Origin of the sequence: Rhodococcus sp. LB1 (assembly GCF_001583455.1) — a bacterium.
Lineage (GTDB): Bacteria > Actinomycetota > Actinomycetes > Mycobacteriales > Mycobacteriaceae > Rhodococcus_F > Rhodococcus_F opacus.
This window is the reverse complement of the sequence record NZ_LTCZ01000303.1, coordinates 1-14,042: the sequence shown is the minus strand read 5'-3', so window position 1 is coordinate 14,042 and position 14,042 is coordinate 1. Positions and strand designations below refer to the sequence as shown.

The following is a 14,042-nucleotide window of genomic DNA, read 5'->3' as shown; positions in this document are numbered from 1 at the left end:
CGACCGCCGGCGGTCGGGCAGAATCGTCCCTTGTGACCGACATGTCCGCACGAACACCCGACGCGGCGGCAGAAGCCGAGGATGCCGACTTGGCCAGGGCGCGCCACGGAGACGATGCCGCGTTCACCCGCCTGGTCGGACCGTTGCGCCGAGAACTGCACGCCCATTGCTACCGCATGCTCGGATCCAGTCACGACGCCGACGACGCTTTGCAGGATGCGTTGTTGCGGGCGTGGCGCGGTTTTGCTCGGTTCGAAGGTCGCAGCACGCTGCGCTCCTGGCTCTACACCGTCGCGACGCGCACGTGCCTGGACGCCGTCGAATCGCGCGGTAAGCGGGCCCTGCCCGTCGACCTGGGCCCGTCCAGTGATCGTGCCGTCATCGGTGACGTCCCCGTCACGGACGTGGCCTGGCTGGGGCCCTACGCCGCCGCGGGTCTGGCCGCCGGTTCGGCGGGGCCGGCCGCACACTACGAGCAACGCGAGGCTGTCGAATTGGCGTTCGTTGCGGCACTGCAACATCTGCCCGGTAATCAGCGGGCGGCCCTGCTTCTCTTCGAAGTCCTCGGTTTCTCCGCCGCCGAGATCGCCGACACCATGGACACGTCGAGGGCGTCGGTGAACAGCGCGCTGCAGCGGGCACGCGCGGTCGTCGCCGAGAAGATTCCGCCGGTGACGCAGGCGCACACTTTGCGGGAGATGGGCGACACGCGTCTGCGTGCCCTCGTCGCCGGGTACTCCACTGCTTTGGAACGCGGTGACACAGATGCCCTGGTTGCCCTGCTGACGGAAGATGTCACCTGGTCGATGCCGCCGATGGCGCACTGGTACCGCGGTCTCGACGCGGTCACCGATTTCGCGGTCCGGGTCCCGCTCACGGGGTGCGGTTCGTGGCGTCACCTCCCGGTCGGAGCGAACGGGCAGCCCGCCGTCGCCTTCTACCTGTGGGACGAAGACGCCGGCACCCACCTGCGCTGGTCGATCACCGTGCTGACCCTGCGCGGCACCAAGATCGCGGACCTGACCTCGTTCCTCGGGCCGGAACACTTCGAGCCGTTCGGGTTGCCCGAATCGCTGCCCTGACCCCTTTTTCGGCGACATGCTGTGCGCCACGGGCGGCACCACGACGGGCGCGCACATCTTTACATAGACCTCGAGCCGAACATTTCACCCGTGCCGGCGGGCAATCGCCGAGGTAGTCTTCCGATGCCGCGGTTTCGCCACCGATGATGCAGCCGCAGGTTACAGTCGGAACCGGTTTTTCCTTCTTCAGCAGGGTGGGATCGCGATGAACTTGATCAAGAAATCGGCAGCGTCGGTCCTCGTCGCAGCGACGGTGACACTCGGGGCGGGTACGGCCCACGCCGACCCGGTCATACCGAACACGGGAACGCCGGCCCTGGCGATCCCCGGCAGGCACGAGGTCGACAAGCAGAAGGCCCTCGAGAACATGCTCAACGAGCTCGGCGTCGGCTGGGCCAACGGGGGAGCGGCCGGGACGGCGATCGGCGCGCTGATCGGTCTCGGCGTCGGGTGTGTCTCGATGTTCCCCGGCAGTCTCGCCGGTTGCATCGTCGGCACGCCGATCGGGGCGATCACCGGCGCGATCGTCGGTATCGGACAGGGCAACCCCCGGGCGCAGCAGGCCATCCAGGAATACATCAACACCCCGTGAGTCGTTGTCCGTCAACTCTGTTCGCGGAGTTGACGGATCACGGGCGCAAACACCTCCAGATACGGTTCGTGGACGGTGATGTACGAGAAACCGTAACGCTCCCGGTGGCGTCGGAGCTGCTCGGCCATCTCCTCCACGGTCCCCACGAGGACATACGGGGTGTCGAGGACGTCGCCGACCGACATCGTCCCACCGAGCCGGTCCGCGATCTCGCTCGCCGCGGCCCGGCGGTCATCCGTCTCGACGACCATCTGGACCAGTAGATGCCACTCGATGTCTTCGGCTCGCGCGCCGGCATGTGTCCGTACGAACCGAATTCGCTCGGCGGTCTCGTCCGCGGTGGCGAGGCGGAAGGTGCCCGGGGGTCGGCCCGGAATCTGAAATGCCCCCGCGACGCCGACAATGCCTGCGTGGGCCGCCGCGACCCGCAGCACCCGGTCGCCGGTGCCGCCGATGATCAGGGGCGGACCCGAGCCGCCGAATCCGCTCCGCTGCAACGGTCGTGGCAGAGCGCGGCCCTCGGGTAGCTCGTCGAGATCCGCGGTGAAGAAGGTGCGCAGGCCGTCGACCATCTCCGACAACTGTTCCACCCGTCCGCCGAGGGCTTTCCATTCGATACCAGCTGCGTCGAACTCCCACTTCATGTGTCCGGCACCGAGTCCGATGTCGAGTCTTCCGTCGGTGAGGACGTCCGTCGTCGCGATCTCGCGGGCGAGGAGGGCCGCATTCCAGAACGGCGCGTTGAGCACCAGGGTTCCGACTCGCAAGCGGGTGGCATCGGCGACGGCCACCAGCAGCGGAAACGGGGCCGGGGCGCCGAGATGGTCCGCGGCGAACACGGTGTCGTAGCCGGCGCTCTCGCCGAGTCGGCATCGGTCGAGAAGGGCGTCGCGGGACTCGAAGCCGAAGATGTTGAACGAGAATCGGAAATCACGCATGGACTTCACGATGCACCCCGAGTGGCTCGGCCGGTGACCGAATGCGATGAGGAAATCCAGGACCACAGGATAAATGTGATGCTCGACACACGTGGGTCTGTTTTCCCATGTGGCTGTGTCCCATCGACGTGGTGGGGAAACGATTAGGGCAGGCATGCCTTATCTTCTGCGATGTGACAACTAAGAGCATTTCACGCCTTCACGGCCCCAGTGTCGACTATGCCATCGCGGCTTTTCGTGCGGTTATCGGCTTCCTGTTCTTCTGCCACGGCGCGTCGACGCTGTTCGCGTGGCCGACCGCACCTCATGGGGGGCATACCGCAGCGGTAGGTGCCTGGCCGAGTTGGTGGGGCGCAGTCATCCAACTCGTCTGTGGCGCCGCGTTGTTCCTCGGCCTGGGGACGCGAATCGCCGCCTTCATTGCCTCGGGTTCGATGGCGTACGCCTACTTCTGGAGTCATCAGCCGGACGGCGTCCTCCCCATCCAGAACAACGGTGAGCTCTCGGCCATCTTCTGCTGGGCCCTGTTCCTGATGATCTTCCTGGGCGCCGGCGCTCTCTCGCTCGATCGCCTCATTGCTCGCGGTGGGCGTACGGCGCAGTCCGACGACGGCGACGATGGCACCGCCGGCGAACAAGGACCTACCACCGAATTGCGTGAGGTGAACGCCTGAACAGCTTCCCGTGAGCCGGGACGATGACCGTCATCCCCCGGAGGTGAGACAGGCATCGACCGCTTGCTGGAGGCGGTCGAGGGCGGCACCGAACGCACTGAAGTCGCCCCGCGGTGGGGCGTCGCGGAGTTGTTCGAGTGCCGCCTTCAGTTCGACAGCCGCGGTCGCATCCGCCGTCGGAGGATCCGGGGGGGTGACGTCGGGTGGGGGGCGCTTGCGGTGTCGCGGCCGGATCTGGCGCACCGGATTGCGCTGGACAGGCGAACAGTGCCCAGCGTCACGACGACTGCTGGGCACTGCTCTCGTGCTCGGTATCGACCGAGGTGAGAGTGGGTGGGCTACCGAGTTCGGTACGTCGACGAGAAGGGTGGCCGCGCCAGCCGGAGCAATTCCAGGGCCAGCAGCGAGCCGCGGGGACCCAACTCGTCCTGATACCGGCGGATCACGTCCGTCTCCCCGCCGAGCGCGACCATCGGTGCACCGGACTCGACCCGGGTTCGGGCCGCGAGCTGCGCGAGAGCGAGACGGCGATTGACCGCGTCCAGGATCTCCGCGTCGAGGCGGGCGATCTCGGCGTGAACGCGACTCAGATCTGTCGCGGCAGGTGATGCGCCCGCAGCGTTTTCGGCGACCGCACCGCAATCAGTGTCCGTCATCGTTGCTCCTCGACTGGGTGACCGTGTATGACCATCCTCGGACGGGAGTGGCCGTGAAGACAGACACCCTGGGGTGCAGATCGTCGACCCCCGGCCGACTCGACACCCGAGTGGGTACCGCGGTGCACTTCGGGTCTATCGCAGTGCGATGAACCGCTGCAGTTTCCCGCTCGCCTGATGACGCTGCAGATGGTCGACGACCTCGATCCGGACCTGCGGGTCGGCGACACCTTGCCGGCGCAACGCCGCGGTGACAGCCGGCGTCAGCGCGGCGACGTCCGGGTCGCCGACCGCGAAGATCTCCGCTCCGTCGACCGTCTGTCTGACCTGATACTCCGAAATACGCGGGTCTGCGCCGAGGACGTAACGGAAAGTGCTCGCGGGCACGAGCGTCGTTCCGTACCGGAAGTCGTCGTCGCGCCGCCCACCGATGTCGGCGACGCGCGCGAACGCGCTTCCGCACGCGCACCTACCGGGTAGCAATGTGACCTGGTCTCCGAGGTCGTACCGGATGAAGGGAAACGTGCGGTTGGCGAGACCTGTGGCGAGCGTTCGCGCCGCGGGCGCATCGGCTGCGACCGGAGTGCCACTGTCATCGACACGCTCGAGTACAACCTCGTCCTCGCACACGTGCAGGCCCTCGCCGTATCCGCAACCCACGGCCTGCACGCCGATCTCGGTCGACCCCCAGAGGTTGTGGATCGGCACCGACCAGGCGTCGCGGATGGCCTGCCGATCCTCGTCCAGCAGGGGCTCGGAGTTCGTGCTCACCCGCACGGGACTGATCATCAGATCACCCGCCACGGCCGCTCGGGCAAGTCGTCCGATCACCGTCGCATAGCCCACCAGGTGCGTGGGCCGGGCAGCTGCCACCGCGGCGACGACCTCGTCGAACGGTGCGCCCGCCGGGATCACGACGGTCTCCATCCCCAGTGCGGTCGGCACGTCGAACAGTGGGGTGCTCGCATGCGGGGGGACACCGGCCGCCAGCACGGCCAGCCGTGCGGGAGACCGCACCGACGGCGTCCGCCGTTCCTCGCGCGCCTGTACCCGCCAGGCAAGGCACGCCGCCGAAACGTAGAACTGCCAATCCCAGACGTAGACGCCGCGGACACCACTCGACCCACCCGAACTGAAGATCTGCTCGTCGCCCGACGTGTACGAAAACCATTGCTGCTCGGACAGAATCCGTTCGGCGCGTTCGCGGTCGAGGTCGCGAACCGTGACGATCGCATCCCACTCGTCCTGGGCGTCCCGCTTCGTCATCATCGGCAGCGACGCCAGGTCGGCGACCGAGGCCGAGGACGGATCGAGACCACGAAGTCTCCGGGCATGAAAGGGCGACCGCTCGCGTGCGTGCGCGAGGAGGGCCCGCAGCCGCTCGGTGCGGTAGCGCTCGATCTGATCTCTCGACCAATCCAGGCGTCCCATGTGATCCTCGAGGGCGGCCTGAACCGCATTCACCTGGCCGGCGCGCACACGGTCGTACGCCGTGTGCTCCGCGTATTCCGAAGCACCTCCGGGAACCGATCGGGACATGACGCCCTCCGCATCACAATGGTCCGGCGCAGCACGTTCGTACGTGCCCTTCCGAGTTTTGCACAGCGCCGCACCGGCCGTCAGGCACGTGCGCGAACCCAGCTCGGTGCCCACACGTCTCCGAGCGGCTCAACCCCGCCGGCCCGGGGGTACGTCTCGCTGTATCAAGCGGAGTTCGGTGGCTGGGATGACACCGGGGAAGTAGTAGTGGCCCTCTGGAGATTGGATCAGGTCGTCAGCGTTGATCCCTCGGACCTCCCACACGTCCACCGACCCTCCCGTGTTGTTCATCTGAATGAACCAGTCGCGTTCCCACTCGTTGGCGGCGAGAAAGCAACCCTCCTGCTCCGGCCGCCGGCTGCCGGCAATACCGGGGGCAGCACTCATTCGGCTCCAGTCCAAGCCGTGGCGCGAAATTGATGCGCGTTTCAGCACGGAGGTGACGTGGTAGCGGAGAGGCATCTTCCCAACGTAACGGGGCCGGGCCTTCAGAGGTCGGCGGCCGGTGCGCGTTCGTCGGTGCGAACCTTTCGCAGGAGCCGTTTCAGTGTTCGGGAGTCCCTCCACCCGAACGATGTGTGGTCTGTGGCGCGGCGGTGGAGCATGTCGAAGATTCGTGCGGGGACGACCACCCGGTGTCTCGCCGCACTTGCCACGACCTCGACGACCGCGCGCTGGGGCCGGTCGTCCTCGAGCGCGAAGCCCGTGTCGTGCAGCGCCGCGGGAGGCAGTGCCGGCCGCAATGCCGAGATCACCTCGTGGGCAAAGGCGTTGAAGTCTTCCCTGCCGAAGGCGTTCGTGAGGGTGACCGTGGCGACGGAACCGAGCAGTTCACTCTCGCGGGCCAACCGGGGGAGTTGCCGTTCCCAGTCGGGCGTAGAGGTGATGCCCGCCCCGGCGATCACGCCGACCGCGCCGAGGGCTCGAACGTGGTCGATCCACCCGTGCGGAGGTACGACGACGCCCTCGAAGAGCACGTCCGTGTCGTCCTCGATCAACAGGGTGCGCCCGTCGACCGATCGCAACGACAGCACTGCCGACGTCACGCCGTCGACGCCGTCGAAGACGGGGCTGGGATCCCGCCATCCACGCCCCGCCAACCTTCGCAGCAAGCGTTGTTGCATGCCGGGTTCGACGCTGTAGTCGAGCGCCACCATCGGTGTGACCCGGTGGCCCGCTGCGTGGTAGATGGCGATCGCGTCGACTCCCGGTTCCCCCATGGACCGTTACGATGCCATAGAAAAAGTCCGACTGGAAGGTTTTGTTCTCCGTTTTCGCGACCGAGTCGGCGCCCACACGCTGCCTGCGAGACAGTCAATTCGAGTTTCGAAGTTCGAACTTGAGGACCTTCCCGGTCGGGGTGCGGGGGAGTTCGTGGGGAAAGACGATCTCATCGGGGACCTTGAACTTCGCGAGGCGCCCACGGGTGTGCTCGACGAGTTCCTCAGCCGTGACCGTGGCCCCCTTCCTCACAATGACGAATGCCTTGGGCCGCTCACCCCACTTGGGATGTGGGACACCGATGACCGCGACGTCGAGTACGGCGGGGTGCGTTCTCAATGCCTGCTCCACCTCGATGGTCGAGATGTTCTCGCCGCCGGAGATGACGATGTCCTTCGCGCGGTCCTTGAGCTGGATGTACCCGTCCGGGTGCAGGACGCCGAGATCGCCCGTGTGGAACCAGCCGCCCGCGAAGGCTTCCTCAGTGGCCTCCGGGTTGCGGTAGTAGCCGAGCATGACGTTGTTGCCGCGCAGCACGATCTCGCCCATGGTCTCGCCGTCGGCCGGGACGTCGTTCATCTGAGCGTCGACGACGCGGGCGTTCTCCGCCTGCACCATGCCCACGCCCTGCCGGGACAGCAGGGAGGCGCGTTCCTCGGGGGTGCGCTCGCTCCACGACTCCTGGTACTCGCAGATCGTGTACGGCCCGTACACCTCGGTCAGCCCGTACACGTGGACGACGGTGACGCCGATCGCCTCCAACTGGGCGATCACAGTTGGTGACGGCGGCGCCGCGGCCGTGGTGATCCGCAGTGCGTCGACCGGATGTGCCTGGGGCGCTTCGGCAATTGTGGAGCACACGGCGGGAGCGCCGCACAGGTGAGTGACACCGAGGGTGTCGATGGCGTCCCAGATCGCATCGGCGCGCACCGCGCGCAGGCAGATGTGCGTGCCGGCGGCCTGCGTGACCGCCCACGGGGTGCACCATCCGTTGCAGTGGAACATCGGCAGCGTCCAGAGGTATTTGGTGGACCCGGTGAAGCCGTTGTGGAACGTCTCGCCCAGGGAATTGAGGTAGGCACCGCGGTGCGTGTACATCACGCCCTTCGGTTTCCCGGTGGTCCCGGACGTGTAATTGATCGCGATCACCTGCTGTTCGTCATCGACACCCCAGTGCAGCAGGGTGCCGTCGACGTCGTCCGCGGCCGCGAGGAAGTCGGCGTACAGCCCGGTCGTGATCCCCTCCGGGACCACCGGCCGCGCGATCGTGGAGTCGGGGATCTCGATCACCTCGCGCAGACTCGGGACGGCGGCGCGGGCGGTCGCGACGGATCCGACCAGTTCGGAGTCGACGAACAGCAGGCTCGTCCCGGAATGCTCGAGGATGTACTCCAATTCGCGGCCCGCCAGTCGCGAGTTCAGCGCGATGAAGACGCCACCTGCGAGGGGCACCGCGAAGTGGGCGAACAGCATCTCGGGGGTGTTCGGGCACAGGAACGCAACGCGGTCGCCGGGCTCGATCCGGCTTCGCAGGACCCGGGCGAGTCTCTCGACCTCGTCGCCGAACTCGCGATAGCTGTAGCGTCGGTCGCCGTGAATGACGGCGACCCGGTCCGGGAACACGGTCGCCGAGCGCTCGAGGAAGCGCAGCGGACTGAGCGGTGTGTGGTTCGCGGGCGAGAGGGTCGGTCCGGACACTGGAAACCTCCGAGATGTGGTGAAGGTGCTCTGACGGGCGATACACGCCCACGATGACGTTATGGAACAACACGCCCGCACCGCTACCCTCCGAGGTGGGATGCCGAAGCGGTGCTGCGCCCGATCGGGGTTCAGGACTACTCGAACTCGCGGCCGATCACGCACGGGGTGAGAACGACACCCTGGCGCACGAGCGGCTGTCGCTGAGCGTCGAGACCGTCAGGTCGTACATGCGCAATCTGATGGGCACGTTGGAGGTGCGCAGCAGGCAGGAAGCTGTCGTGGAAGCCCGGCGACAGGGTTTGCTTCCCTGACCTGTCACCGTCTCGGGTACTGATTCCGAGATGCCCTGCGTTCGAAGGCTGTTCATCTCGTTCGGATCGGCCGTCCGGGCAGAGTGCTGCCACGACGACGGGCTCGGAGGGTGCGCCGCGCCGGCGCCGTGTCGAAATCGAGACCACGCCGCCGAGCGGGAATGGGTGAGCCACTGTGGCATTCACGAGCCCCTCTGGCGCGTCACGGATTTGTCACGACATGACGTCGAAACGGTATCGAAACCTCAGAACAGCACAATTTTCACTCGCGTTTCTCAATAGTCGAACATCCGTACCTTGTTCATGCCGTGTGAATTTCGGGAGGAGGCCACGTTCGGGGGCCCGCCGCTGCAGATCTGCCGACGCGGGTTCGTAATCCCGACACCTTCGAGGCGCGGGACGAGGCACCGAAAGGGATGGCCGGACCGACAACCGAGGCGTTGTCGCCGGCACGCCGCGTCCGCACGCGCGGAGAGGATTGAGCCAGCATGACCACTCGCAACATGGAGAAGCACACCCTCGGCTGGATCGCCCTGATCGGGGCGGCAGTCACCGTTCTGCTCGGGCCGGGCGCCGGAACCGCCGGAGGCGCCCCGCACGACTGGGAAGAAGTCGCGGAGTGCGAAAGCGGCGGCGACTGGACCACCGACACCGGAAACGGGTTCTACGGCGGACTGCAGTTCACACCGGAAACTTGGAAAGCCAACGGCGGAACGGGCGTGGCCTCGGAAGCCAGTCAGGCCGAGCAGATCCGGGTCGCCGAGAACGTCCTGAAAACCCAGGGCCCCGGCGCGTGGCCCGTGTGCGGCCAGTACCTGAAGAAGGGCGGCACAGCGCCCGTCGAGGTACCCCACACCACGCCTGCACCTGCACCTGCACCTGCACCTGCACCGGCCATCGAAACTCCTGACCCTGTCGAGACGCCGGATGTTGTCGAGACGCCGGATGTTGTCGAGACGCCGGATGTTGTCGAAGCGCCTGCGACCGTCGACGATTCCGCCGCGGTGAAGGCGGCGGTGAAGGCGGCGGCCCAGGAAGCGCTGAACAGCGCCCGTGAACTTGCCGAGCAGAACGGGTCGGGTCAGGTGTTCGAGGAGCGGGCGTCGACTCCCCGGTAACGTCCGACGGTTCTTGTGCGAACTAATCACACAGAACCGTCGTGTCGTCGCCTACGAAGGAGATCTCGTGCAGAAGAAGTCCGCTCGGCGTACCGCAACATTGGTCGGGATACTGTCCGCACCCCTCGTCCTCGGAGCCACCGTGGGGGCCGGAACCGCAAGTGCCGAACCCTGGCACATCGGCCCCGTGTACCGTGCCGAGACGTCTGGTGAAGGCGCGGAATACTTCTGCGGGAAGGCTGCGGCGCTCGAACAGACGTCGGGAGCCGTGATCGTGCCGTGCACCTTCGATGAACCGACCAACGTCTGGTATCGCGTCGTCTTCAACCCGGCCTCCTGGGGCTTCGACTTCTGAGGTGAACTGCCGGGATCGGAGGCGCACCTGACGAAGCGGTGACCGAACACCGTCCCCGCACTCCGCTTCGTCGAGTGCGTCGCCTCCGGGCCGCGCGCAGACTCCTCGGTATGGCCGAGGGAAGAGCAGAATGAGTGTCGAGACAGCCCAGCGCAGCGGGGTCGACGTCGCCATGGCGCGGAGTTGGCTTCTGGTTCCTGCAGTCGGGAGCGAGGTCCTCGCGGCTGCGGCTGCGTCCGGCGCCGACTCGCTGATCATCGACCTCGAGGACGGCTTGCCGTTCGCGGCGAAGGACGAGGGGCGAGCCTGCACCGCCGAGTGGCTCGCACGGAATGCGGGTTGGGTGCGAATCAACGACGCGACCACTCCGCACTGGTACCGAGACCTCGACGCGATCCGCGGTCTGCCCGGATTGCGCGGACTGATGCTGTCGAAAACCGAAGCGCCCGAACAGGTACGGGACACCGCTGCGGAGCTATCCGGTGTTCCGGTGGTCGCCCTCGTCGAGTCCGCGGCCGCGATCGTGGCAGTCGACGACATCGCTCGCAGCGCTCCCGTCTGTCGACTCGCGTTCGGGATCGGCGACTACTGCCGCGACACCGGTGCCGGGCGAACCCCGATGGCGTTGGCGTACGCCCGATCCCGGCTCGTCAATGCCAGCCGGGCAGCCCGGATCGGAGCTCCGATCGACGGACCGACGCTGTCGCGCGACGCCGAGGTCGTCCGGGACGATACGCGACTGGCCCGCGAAATGGGGATGACCGGAAAACTGACCCTCGCGTCTGAGCAGGTGCCGGTGATCAATAACGCGTTTTCACCCGACGCGGACGACATCTCGTGGGCGGAAACGACGATCGAGCGTCTGGGCGCGGACGGAAGCCGCGTCACTCACGGCGGGCATCTGCCACAGCTTGCCCGTGCCCACGACATTCTCCGTCGCGCAGACCACTTCGCGTCTCGAGCCTAGGATGGCCGGGCGACCTCGTGCTCGGCCTGCCGGGTCGCGCGGTACGCGGTGAACACGCCGGCTGCCGCGATGACGCCGAGGCCGAGGAAGAGCACTCGTGCCGAGGTGAGGGCAGAGGGCGCACCGAGGTTGACCAGCACACCGGCGACCGCGGACCCGACGGCCATGGCGATCAACTCGACCGTGTTGAGTCCGGCCGCGGCCTTGGCCCCCTCCTGCTCGTCGTCGGTGCTCCGCATGGCGGCGACCATCAGGTGAGGGAAGGCGAGGCCGATCCCGGCACCGGCGGCGGCCAGGGCGCCCGACCACAGAATCACCACGCCCAGTCCGGCGTCTTCACGCCAGAGGGCCGCTGTGAGGAGCAGTCCGGCGGCGAGGATCAGCGGTCCGGCGATCTTCGCCGCCGTCTGCGCACGCGGGCGGGAGATGTCGGAGCTGAAGATCATGGTCACCGACCATCCCACCGACATCATGGCGCCGAGGAATCCCGCGGCGAACGGCACCAGTCCGGCGAGCCGTTGACCGAACAGGGGTGTGAAGGCCTCCGACACGGTGCCGGACGCGAGCACCGCGATGGTGAGGTAGATCCACTTCAGCGACGACGCCCGGGTGTACGTCGACTGCGGCAGCACTCGGCGCGGTGATCGCCGCTCCCAGGCCAGGAAGAGAACGATGAACGCGGCCCCGACCGCGATCAGGGCCAGCATGTGGGTCCGGTTGCCGAGGATGCCCGCCACGCTGATCGCGATCGTCGCGAGGGTGAGCAGTACGAGAGACGTGGCAGGCGCGGGTTCGCCGCCACGCACACGCTCGGTGCGCGGCAACGCCCGGGGCGCGAGCACGGCGATGACGGCGGCGACCACTGCCAGCGCGACGAACGCGAGACGCCACTGGCCGAGTTGCGCGAACAGCCCACCGATCGCCGGTCCGGCCAGAGTTCCGACGCCCCACATCGCGGAGACCAGCGCGGTCGCGCGGGCCCACAGATGTTCCGGTAGCGCCTCGCGCAGTACCGCGTAACTCAGCCCCGCGAGCAAGCCCCCACCGAGCCCTTGGACCGCTCGTCCGACGAGGAGCACCTCCATCGACGGGCTGACGGCGCAGATCATCGTGCCGACGAAGAACGGAGCCAGAGCGAACAGATACGCACCGAGCGCCCCGCGATGCGCGAGCAGTCGGCTGACGGTCATCGACGAGATCACGGACGCCACCATGAAGACGGTCGCGCTCCACGCGTACAGCGATTCGCGACCGAGCTCGCCGATGGCGGTGGGCAGCAGGCTCGTCGTCAGAAAGATGTTGACGGCGTGCAATCCGACGCCGCCGGCGAGGACGGCGGAGGTGGAGCGGTAACGGGGTCCGAGCAGTGCGGACCAGCTGGCCGGTGACGGGGCGGTCGTTGTCATGCACTCCACGCTAAAATCTCGAGTGGACTCGAGGTCAAGGGGCTGATGCGATGTCTTTGGATCCGAAGGATCTGCTGTCGGTGGGGGAGGTGTCCCGTCGGACCGGTGTCGCCGTCTCGGCCCTCCACTACTACGAGCAGCTCGGACTGATCGCGTCGACGCGGACGTCCGGGAATCAACGCCGGTACGAACGGCACATGCTCCGGCGGATCTCGCTGATCGTGGTGGCCAAACGGCTCGGGATTCCACTGGCCGACGTGGGAACGGTGTTCGAGACGCTCCCGGCAGACCGGATGCCGTCGATCCGCGACTGGCAGCGCGTGTCGAAGCTGTGGCGCGTGCAGCTCGAGGATCAGCGCAAGCGAATCGAGCGCCTCGAACACGAACTCACCGGATGCATCGGGTGTGGTTGCCTGTCGATGAAGGCGTGCTATCTGCTCAATCCCGAAGACCAACTCGCCGTAGAGGGTTCGGGACCGAATCGGCTCTGAACGGATCCCGGCAGTCGGTATGTTGCGATCGATTTCCACAAGGGTGGGGTGATTCCACTCCCAGGGGTGCCGCGAAGCCCCCCGAGGGTTGCTTCAGTTCGGGAGCCGGAGTGGGCAGAGTTGTACCTGTCAACGAAGCACTTTCCGACCACCCTCTGGAGACACTGAATGATCAACGCCCGCCGCACCATTGCCGCCCTCGCTTTCGCTGCCCTTCCCGTCCTGAGTGCCTTCGGGGCGGCGTCCGTCGCTCATGCCGAGCCGATCGGCCCGAACGGTCCCACCGGTGGGCAGTGCCCGATCGTGAACACGGACTCGAACGGAAACGAGACAGTGACGTACGGCAAGCCCGGTGACCGCAACGGTGCCCTGGTCTGCGGTGCGGACGGTGAATGGACCGTGGGCAAGGCCGGCGGATTCAAGGGCGGCCCCGGACAGATCCAGACCCAGCCCGGACTCTCACGCGGCTAGGCAGGGCATGAATTCGCTGGGTCGACCCTTCCTGGCGGCATTGACGGACGGGTCAGAGGTATTCGTGGCGGTGTCCGCACTCGAGGCCGTCGGGGGCCGATCGTGGGCATCGATTCATGCAGTGGAAGACGCGATACCGCTTGCCCGGGGGTAGCGACGCGAAGCCGGCATGGGCGTCCTTGATTTCGTATCCGATCGGACCGCGGCAGAACGAACAGGTCTTGGTCTCGTCGGTTCCGGTCTCCATCCATCGATCGTAGGGCGGTTCACGGTTGGGAAGTCAGGAATCTCGCGTTCGGTCTGCCGCGGGCGACCTCAGGTCGTGGACGTCGCCAAGATGTGTTTGAGGCCGGCGAGGTCTGTCGTCGCGCCGAGGTCGGCGATAGTCACACCCGACAGTGATGCGCGCCAAGCCTGTTCGGCGCCGGCCATGACTTTCGCGATGCCGCATGCAGAGCGGCACTGCTCTGGAGGGGCGGCGAGCACTCCTTGTCGACGGATTTCGGTGCACCGAAAGGCG

Annotated in this window: 17 protein-coding genes and 2 pseudogenes; 9 read left to right on the top strand and 10 right to left on the bottom strand. The window is 66.9% G+C overall.

What is annotated here, in order from left to right; translation table 11 throughout:
* Positions 1–32 precede the first annotated feature (32 nt).
* Both AZG88_RS31920 and AZG88_RS31915 read left to right on the top strand, forming a co-directional pair.
* On the top strand, positions 33–1,082 hold the full coding sequence (locus tag AZG88_RS31920; RefSeq protein WP_063886918.1) for a sigma-70 family RNA polymerase sigma factor: 1,050 nt from the start codon (positions 33–35) through the stop codon (positions 1,080–1,082).
* Between the two features lie 205 nt (positions 1,083–1,287).
* Positions 1,288–1,674: a hypothetical protein gene (locus tag AZG88_RS31915; protein ID WP_061700137.1), complete on the top strand. Its 387-nt coding sequence runs from the start codon at positions 1,288–1,290 to the stop codon at positions 1,672–1,674.
* A gap of 11 nt (positions 1,675–1,685) precedes the next feature.
* On the opposite strand, the gene AZG88_RS31910 is transcribed toward AZG88_RS31915, so the two are convergent.
* Positions 1,686–2,612 (bottom strand): LLM class F420-dependent oxidoreductase, encoded by a 927-nt coding sequence (locus AZG88_RS31910; RefSeq protein ID WP_025432612.1) that lies wholly within the window; start codon positions 2,610–2,612, stop codon positions 1,686–1,688.
* 173 nt (positions 2,613–2,785) lie between these two features.
* On the opposite strand from AZG88_RS31910, the gene AZG88_RS31905 reads away from it, so the two are divergent.
* A complete protein-coding gene (locus AZG88_RS31905; protein WP_063819493.1) occupies positions 2,786–3,286 on the top strand; it encodes a DoxX family protein in 501 nt (166 codons plus the stop codon).
* A gap of 30 nt (positions 3,287–3,316) precedes the next feature.
* Here AZG88_RS31905 and AZG88_RS54445 read toward each other — a convergent pair whose 3' ends face one another.
* The 6 genes from AZG88_RS54445 to AZG88_RS31875 form a co-directional block, all read right to left on the bottom strand.
* Positions 3,317–3,529: a hypothetical protein gene (locus tag AZG88_RS54445; protein WP_061700136.1), complete on the bottom strand. Its 213-nt coding sequence runs from the start codon at positions 3,527–3,529 to the stop codon at positions 3,317–3,319.
* 95 nt (positions 3,530–3,624) lie between these two features.
* Complete coding sequence (locus tag AZG88_RS31895; protein WP_061040926.1) at positions 3,625–3,942, bottom strand: chorismate mutase; 318 nt, start codon at positions 3,940–3,942, stop codon at positions 3,625–3,627.
* A gap of 135 nt (positions 3,943–4,077) precedes the next feature.
* The gene (locus AZG88_RS31890) at positions 4,078–5,481 is read right to left on the bottom strand and encodes a phenylacetate--CoA ligase family protein (RefSeq protein WP_061040932.1); all 1,404 of its coding nucleotides are present in this window, start codon (positions 5,479–5,481) and stop codon (positions 4,078–4,080) included.
* Between the two features lie 129 nt (positions 5,482–5,610).
* Positions 5,611–5,868, bottom strand: coding sequence for a hypothetical protein (locus AZG88_RS31885; protein WP_082764373.1), 258 nt, complete (start codon positions 5,866–5,868; stop codon positions 5,611–5,613).
* A gap of 101 nt (positions 5,869–5,969) precedes the next feature.
* A complete protein-coding gene (locus tag AZG88_RS31880; RefSeq protein WP_061700134.1) occupies positions 5,970–6,701 on the bottom strand; it encodes a hypothetical protein in 732 nt (243 codons plus the stop codon).
* Between the two features lie 94 nt (positions 6,702–6,795).
* Complete coding sequence (locus AZG88_RS31875) at positions 6,796–8,400, bottom strand: AMP-binding protein (protein WP_005246426.1); 1,605 nt, start codon at positions 8,398–8,400, stop codon at positions 6,796–6,798.
* Positions 8,401–8,591: 191 nt separating this feature from the next.
* Here AZG88_RS31875 and AZG88_RS50815 point away from each other — a divergent pair.
* The 4 genes and pseudogenes from AZG88_RS50815 to AZG88_RS31855 form a co-directional block, all read left to right on the top strand.
* A pseudogene (locus AZG88_RS50815) lies at positions 8,592–8,714 on the top strand (LuxR C-terminal-related transcriptional regulator); the annotation flags it as partial.
* Between the two features lie 488 nt (positions 8,715–9,202).
* Positions 9,203–9,832: a transglycosylase family protein gene (locus AZG88_RS31865; protein WP_061700133.1), complete on the top strand. Its 630-nt coding sequence runs from the start codon at positions 9,203–9,205 to the stop codon at positions 9,830–9,832.
* Between the two features lie 67 nt (positions 9,833–9,899).
* Positions 9,900–10,187 (top strand): hypothetical protein, encoded by a 288-nt coding sequence (locus tag AZG88_RS31860; protein WP_005246421.1) that lies wholly within the window; start codon positions 9,900–9,902, stop codon positions 10,185–10,187.
* Positions 10,188–10,317: 130 nt separating this feature from the next.
* On the top strand, positions 10,318–11,154 hold the full coding sequence (locus AZG88_RS31855; RefSeq protein ID WP_061700132.1) for an HpcH/HpaI aldolase/citrate lyase family protein: 837 nt from the start codon (positions 10,318–10,320) through the stop codon (positions 11,152–11,154).
* On the opposite strand, the gene AZG88_RS31850 is transcribed toward AZG88_RS31855, so the two are convergent.
* Positions 11,151–12,560, bottom strand: coding sequence for an MFS transporter (locus AZG88_RS31850; protein ID WP_061700131.1), 1,410 nt, complete (start codon positions 12,558–12,560; stop codon positions 11,151–11,153). The genes AZG88_RS31855 and AZG88_RS31850 overlap by 4 nt on opposite strands.
* Before the next feature lie 50 nt (positions 12,561–12,610).
* Between AZG88_RS31850 and soxR the strand changes: the two genes are divergently transcribed.
* A complete protein-coding gene (gene soxR, locus AZG88_RS31845) occupies positions 12,611–13,051 on the top strand; it encodes a redox-sensitive transcriptional activator SoxR (protein WP_005565550.1) in 441 nt (146 codons plus the stop codon).
* A 168-nt stretch (positions 13,052–13,219) separates the two neighbouring features.
* Positions 13,220–13,522, top strand: a complete 303-nt coding sequence (locus AZG88_RS31840) for a hypothetical protein (protein WP_061040921.1) — start codon at positions 13,220–13,222, stop codon at positions 13,520–13,522.
* A gap of 52 nt (positions 13,523–13,574) precedes the next feature.
* Here AZG88_RS31840 and AZG88_RS31835 read toward each other — a convergent pair whose 3' ends face one another.
* On the bottom strand, positions 13,575–13,769 hold the full coding sequence (locus tag AZG88_RS31835; RefSeq protein WP_005246414.1) for a hypothetical protein: 195 nt from the start codon (positions 13,767–13,769) through the stop codon (positions 13,575–13,577).
* 68 nt (positions 13,770–13,837) lie between these two features.
* Positions 13,838–14,042, bottom strand: a pseudogene (locus tag AZG88_RS54440) (transcriptional regulator); the annotation flags it as partial.